Origin of the sequence: Nostoc cf. edaphicum LEGE 07299, assembly GCF_015207245.1 — a bacterium.
GTDB lineage: Bacteria > Cyanobacteriota > Cyanobacteriia > Cyanobacteriales > Nostocaceae > Nostoc > Nostoc edaphicum_B.
Map to the genome: position 1 here is coordinate 1 of NZ_JADEXF010000304.1, position 5,490 is coordinate 5,490.

A 5,490-nucleotide genomic window follows, 5' to 3' on the forward strand; every position below is an offset into this window, starting at 1 on the left:
TCGCTATAATGTGCTACGCAGCTTAGAGTTACTCTTTCGCACAGCGACTCAAGGCGACAAAAAACTCCGAAAATTGGGGAATTTCAGCAGCTTTCTGCCAGAAATTTTGAATCCCAGCCTTAGAGGATATTTCGAGACACTTACAGAGCGCGATCGCTTCATTGCCCAAATGGATGAAGCTTTAGAAGCGTGGGATGTGTGGCTCACTCCTGTGACAGCAACTCCTGCATTTACCCATTGTCCGGCTTGGAGCGCCATTGATATTGAGGGCAAATCCTATCCTCATGCGGTGGCAAACGGAGCTTACACTATGCCATTTAATTTGAGTGGTCATCCGGCGGTGGTGATTCCGATTGGGCAAACTCATAATGGCTTACCGATTGGGATGCAGATTGTTGGCAAACGATGGCGTGAGATGGAGTTGTTGGCGATCGCTCAAGAACTTGATAAAGTGGTTGGTGATTTCCGGCATCCATTGGGCTATTGAAGAATGGCAGCAATTAAACTTCACCGTTATAACTTAATACGGTTGGGTTTCGTTCCTCCATCCAACCTACGCAGTTTATGGTTTTTGACTTCGGATAACATGAGAAAGTTCACAGCTTAATACCAGATGAGCGAAACTGTTTACATCGAAACCAGTATTGTTGGCTACTTGACTGCTAGACCCAGTAACAACTTGATCCTAATGGCTAATTTAGAAGCTACACGGGAATGGTGGGACACACGTCGCGATCGGTTTATGCTCTACATTTCTCAAGTGGTTTTGGATGAAGTAGCACGAGGCAATACAGAGATAGCAACGAAGCGACTTGAAATAGTGCGTGATTTTCCTTTGCTTGAAGTCAGTGAAGCTGTTCAAAATTTAGCAGGACAATTTATCGCAAAAAGTAGCCTTCCACCGAAAGCTGCTGACGATGCGCTTCATATTGCGGCGGCTACAGTTTACGGATTGGACTATCTGTTAACGTGGAACTGTAAGCATATTGCCAATGCTCAAATCCAGAAGAAGCTAGCCCAAATCAGTCTTGATGCCGGATACGAGTTGCCAACCCTTTGTACACCCTACGAACTAATGGGAGAGTAGATATGTGGAAAGATGAAATTCTTGAAGAGATTTATAGAATTAGAGAAGAACATGCAAAGGCTTTCAACTACGATTTACAAGCAATTTGTGATGATTTGCGACAAAAACAAGCTGTAAGTAATCGGCAGATCATTTCACAGCCACTCAAACAACCCAGTCGCCGAAATAACAAATGAGTACACCGAAATAGCAAATGAGTACGCCGAAATAGCAAATGAGTTCGCCGAAATAGCAAATGAGTACTCCGAAATAGCAAATGAGTACTCCGAAATAGCAAATGCGATCGCCGAAATAGCAAATGCGAACGCCGAAATAACAAATGCGAACGCCGAAATAACAAATGCGAACGCCGAAATAACAAATGCGTTGGCGTAGCCCGCCGCAGGCATCGCCCCTACTTAATTCCTCACCCCTTCGGTATTTTGGGTGGACACCAAAAGAGGTTTTTGCTGGACACACCAAGGGATTCCAGAATACCTCGCATTACCTCTGTGCAATACATCCAGTGTCCTAAATCTTCATACATACGATCGGGATTAAACTCGACATTGTAATGCAGCACATTGGGAAGGTCTAAAAACTCATCACTGCTTTGGGGAGAAAGAAGCAAGAGATGAAATGGTTTCCCCTGACATTGTTTTTCTAGCTTGTTGACTAAATCTATCACACCACCGCGCTCGCTAATTCCTGTACGAACAAAAAGCACTTTGTCACAGTGCCGCAATGCATACCAAAACCTTTCAGAACGTGCTGTGTAGCGAATGCGCATCCGTTCATAGACAGGAAACATATCGTTCGTTGGGTCGTCTGTCTCTTCGACTTCATGGGCAAAGGATAAACCCGACCACTTACTGTGGTAAATCCTACCTGCATCAGGACTGTAATGCAAATAAGCAGGGTTCCACATATCATCAAAACCGTGTTCGATCGCATCCGCAACATCTGCAATATTAGTGGTGCGCGCCAAATCGAAGGGAAAGGCGGGGCCGTCATACTCCATTTTATACAACATCATACGGACGGCACAGCGATCGCCAAGGGGAAGAATCGCCACACGGCTGATATCCGATAACTCACATTTGTATTGGAATAACACCGCAGACTTAGGTGGTGCTTTCACCCGGCTTTCTAGCCCATCCTTACCAATCATCATCGTGCGAAAAGGGACATCGGGATAAAACGGATCTTCATAAACACCCGATGGCATAGCTTTAAGGGCGTTGCAAACTTCCGTCCACATCGGCTGAATGTTGTACTCGTTGTCTGATTCGTTGATTATCCAGAGGTGACGTTCATCCGCTTGCAAAATCCCCAAATGCCCGTCATAGAATAAAACGTTGTTCGGCGAAAAGAGATTGAAGGCGGGGCTATATTCTAGATCGATATTAGGGGGGATGTTTATTGTAGTTGCGATCGCACCATCCTCTACAGCAAAGAAGGGGAGCGTCCCCGCCTGGGTATTCTTCGCAATGTAAATACCTGATATCAATCCAGCCTTACTTTGCAGTGCAGTTTGTAGTTCCTGCCAATAGGGAGCGATCGTGTAGCTGTATTCCGATGAATTAACAATCCGTAAACACTTCTCTTCCATGCAGATAGAGACATGAAAGCCCCCATTATCAAAGTAGATGGGAAATTCATTCTGTTGCCGGAAGCGTTGTTTTTCTTTTGCTAATTCGTCTTTGTCGATATCAAATAAATGGTGATCGATCTGCTGATACATAAGGCTATGACCGACTGTATTCGGGTGAGCCGGGTCGAAGGATGTCCCCGCTTTCCATCGTCCTTGTCCATCATCTACGGCTGCCAACCAATCCAGTACAGGTACGCCCCAACTGAGCATTCGTTTGTGTGTGTCTCGTATCAACGAGTAATGTTCCAGGGAATAATCACCGTTGGGATAGACTCCGCCCAGAATTGGGATTGCTCCGATGTCGCGCGTCATTTTCACAAGCTGCTGCAAGCCACTTTCAAACCGCCGCTGTACTGCCCGCCGTTCATGAGGGGGACAGTGGGCTAATCCTTCGTTGCCTAAAGACAGGGCAATAATCACAATATCTGGTTGTTCTGGGGTGACAAACCGGGGAAATCGAGCGATCGTTCTGCTGACATTCGCCCCCACTTCCGACACATTTAGGAGTTTATGCCCATATTTTTGCTGTAAAGCTTGTGCCAACAGCCAAACCCAACCTTTCAAAAACCAAGCTTTATGACCTACTGCGACGGAACTGCCAATTACTACAATTTTTAAACCTTCAGGCTCTCGATCCAGGGGGATTTTAACAGCAGGCTTCTCAATATATCCAAACGGATAAGCTTGTAAATAACTGAATGCGCCATCATCCACAATAATTGTGCTGACACGATCTTTAGAATCGATTGGAATCCAGCGGTTTGTATCTAGTAAGCTCTCCCATTGGGCGTTGCCGTTGACATCGAGGCGCACGTACTTGTATTCAACTCTCTGTGGACCGCCTGGCTCTTGAATGTCAATTTCATCTGTCCACCATAAAGGATAGCGATCGCCACTTGTACGCAGATGAACACATTTGCTAATATCCCACAATCCCAACTCTGGAGTAGAACCCACCAGACCAATGGATTCGCCCGTTTGAGTGTATGCACTGATCTGGAATCGATACATAGAGTTTATCCTGATTTAGTGAGGACAATACCAAACGGTCAACTGAATCCTTAAATCGGTTTTGAAAATATCACATAGAACTCTTAACAATCCGGTATTAATCTTTTTAAGTATACTTAAGCTCTGATTTACATCACCCAAAGCTACAGCAGGCAAGCTTTTCAAAAATTAAATCGGATTTTTATAGAAGAATTTTATACTTCTTAAATACAATCTATTGTATTAAAAGTCTTAGTACAACTAAGAACAAATCAAAAAAAGGATAAGATTAAGTTAAATTTGTCCTTCAGTAGCATTAAAATCCTGGTAGAAATGCAAAATTGGACTAGGCTTCACCTAACTGCGCTAACTTATCTCTACATTCTTTGTCAGCAGATGTCCAATAAACTGTCCTTCTCAATGATTTAATATCGACAGGTTTGATTAGGTAAGTCTGCAATGGATACCCAATAATGCAGTCTATCAAGGGTAATTTTTGGCCATTGGTGTCAACTTAACGTGAAAGCCAGCCTAGAACCAGCTTTTATATTGTCTCATTCCCAGTCGGAGACGGCAGAGCCGCAATTGAAGTGCATTTCCAGCCCAGAGGCTGGAAACGAGATTTGAAAAGGCTTTCAGCTTAAGTTGACACCAATGATTTTTGGCAGCATTTTACAATGAGTTCGCATACTTTGCCGCCGTAGGTATCGCTGTTATTAATCTCTGCTAGTTTTCAGATTAAGGTCAGAAATTAAAGCTATTTTCAGGTAACTACACGGTAGGGGCGCAAGGCCTTGCGCCCCTACTGGGATGTGTCTAAATAGGAGCATCAGAAAAACATAAATAAATATTAATATCTAAATAGCTATATATAAATGAATAGTTAAATAATCTTAGGATAAATAAAAATAGCTGGGATTTGCATCGGCAGTTGTACTTGTTGGATAAAGTGATGCAGATCCTTTCTAAACCTAGAATAACAATTTTTTAGCTGGTCGTGGCAGGCATCCTGAGTCGGTGACTGCCGATAAACCTTGCGCTTGAACATGAAGGAAGCAACAATGAGTAGCAATTTAGCCATCAAACTCCGCTCTGGAACTCAACAAGCCCACACATCAGCGGAAAATGTGGCATTCATGAAATGTTTTTTGCAAGGAGTTGTGGATAGAGACTGCTTTGCCAAATTCTTAAGCAACTTGTATTACGTCTACAGCGAACTAGAAGCGGCATTAGAGAGGCATATAGAGCATCCTGTGATTAGTGCGGTTTACTTTCCTGAACTTAATCGCCAATCGTCGCTCGAAAAAGACATGGTGTTCTATTATGGGGATAATTGGAGAGAGCAAATTACACCTTCACCTGCTGCCCAGAGCTACATTGACCGCATTAGGGAAATTTCTGCTAGTGAACCAGCCTTATTGCTAGGTCATGCCTACACTCGCTACATGGGCGATCTTTCTGGGGGTCAAATGCTACAAAAAGTTGCTCAATCAGCCCTAAAGCTTTCTGGCTATGAAGGCACATCTTTTTACAACTTTGAGCAAATTCCTGACAAAAAGGCATTTAAGGATAAGTATCGTCAGGCATTAAATGCATTGCCCGTTGATGATATAACAGCAGAACGGATTGTTGCAGAAGCCAATAATGCCTTTGGGTTCAATTTAAAGATGGCTCAAGAGTTAGAGGGAAGTTTAATTAAAGCACTCGGTCAAGTTCTCTTTAATAGCCTCACTCGTTCTCAGAATTCAGGTAGCACTGAAATAGCTGCGGCTAATTAATT

The 5,490-nt window shown here is 43.6% G+C and carries 5 protein-coding genes; 4 read left to right on the forward strand and 1 reads right to left on the reverse strand.

Features of this window, described 5'->3' with window-relative positions; all coding sequences use genetic code 11:
* The 3 genes from IQ229_RS11140 to IQ229_RS11150 all read left to right on the forward strand — a co-directional run.
* Positions 1-487 (forward strand): amidase family protein (locus IQ229_RS11140; protein WP_265582973.1); only part of this gene is annotated, 487 nt, incomplete at its 5' end.
* A gap of 126 nt (positions 488-613) precedes the next feature.
* Complete coding sequence (locus IQ229_RS11145) at positions 614-1,087, forward strand: type II toxin-antitoxin system VapC family toxin (RefSeq protein ID WP_194043682.1); 474 nt, start codon at positions 614-616, stop codon at positions 1,085-1,087.
* Between the two features lie 2 nt (positions 1,088-1,089).
* A complete protein-coding gene (locus tag IQ229_RS11150; RefSeq protein ID WP_194043684.1) occupies positions 1,090-1,263 on the forward strand; it encodes a hypothetical protein in 174 nt (57 codons plus the stop codon).
* Between the two features lie 230 nt (positions 1,264-1,493).
* Here the strand turns inward: IQ229_RS11150 and IQ229_RS11155 are convergent, their stop codons facing one another.
* Positions 1,494-3,731 carry a DUF1796 family putative cysteine peptidase gene (locus IQ229_RS11155; RefSeq protein WP_194043686.1) on the reverse strand — a complete coding sequence of 746 codons (2,238 nt, stop codon included), beginning with the start codon at positions 3,729-3,731 and terminating at the stop codon, positions 1,494-1,496.
* A gap of 1,040 nt (positions 3,732-4,771) precedes the next feature.
* Between IQ229_RS11155 and IQ229_RS11160 the strand changes: the two genes are divergently transcribed.
* Positions 4,772-5,488, forward strand: a complete 717-nt coding sequence (locus IQ229_RS11160) for a biliverdin-producing heme oxygenase (protein ID WP_194043688.1) — start codon at positions 4,772-4,774, stop codon at positions 5,486-5,488.
* Positions 5,489-5,490: the final 2 nt, after the last annotated feature.